The sequence below is a fragment of the Flavobacterium sp. UMI-01 genome, from assembly GCF_019656315.1.
In the GTDB taxonomy this organism is placed as follows: Bacteria; Bacteroidota; Bacteroidia; order Flavobacteriales; family Flavobacteriaceae; genus Flavobacterium.
Genome location: NZ_BPLU01000058.1, coordinates 1 through 676 on the forward strand (window position 1 = coordinate 1; position 676 = coordinate 676).

At 34.0% G+C, this 676-nt stretch carries 1 protein-coding gene; it reads left to right on the top strand.

What is annotated here, in order from left to right; genetic code table 11:
• Window positions 1-676: SprB repeat-containing protein (locus K5R64_RS13600; protein WP_220764205.1), on the top strand; the 676-nt coding region annotated here is incomplete at both ends.

A 676-nucleotide genomic window follows, 5' to 3' on the forward strand; every position in this document is an offset into this window, starting at 1 on the left:
GCAACAGCAATAATTGTTAACAACAATAATTGTGTGGGTTGTAGCAATGGTTCAATTGATATTACAGTGTCTGGAGGTACTACACCTTATTCCTACACATGGTCAAATGGTGCTATTACCCAAGATTTAAACTCTCTTGCTATAGGTAAATATGATCTTGAAATCAAAGACGCTAATGGTTGTTTTGTTAATTATACTTATTTTATAACTGAATCTGGAATTGAAATTCTTAAAGATGCGGTTTATCAAGACACAAATAATGATGGAATAACAAATCTTGGAGACAATATCATTTATTCCTTTATTGTAAAAAACACTGGTAATGTTGATTTAACTAATGTAACTATTACCGACACTAAGGCAACTATTAATGGAGGTGCTATAGCTACTTTAACTGCTGGTACATCGGACAATACTACTTTTACTGCTATACACGCTATCACTCAAGCTGATATAAATACAGGAATCTATTACAACTTAGCTACAGCTAATGCAAAAGACCCTGAGAATTTCAATGTAACCAACACCTCTACTGACCCTACTCCTTGTACCTCTTGTCCAAAAGACCCTGAGTGTTCTGATTGTACGATCACGGAATTGAATCAATCTCCTAGTATTTCAATCACTAAAGATGGTACTTATGTAGATAGTAATAACGATGGTAAAACGAATGTAG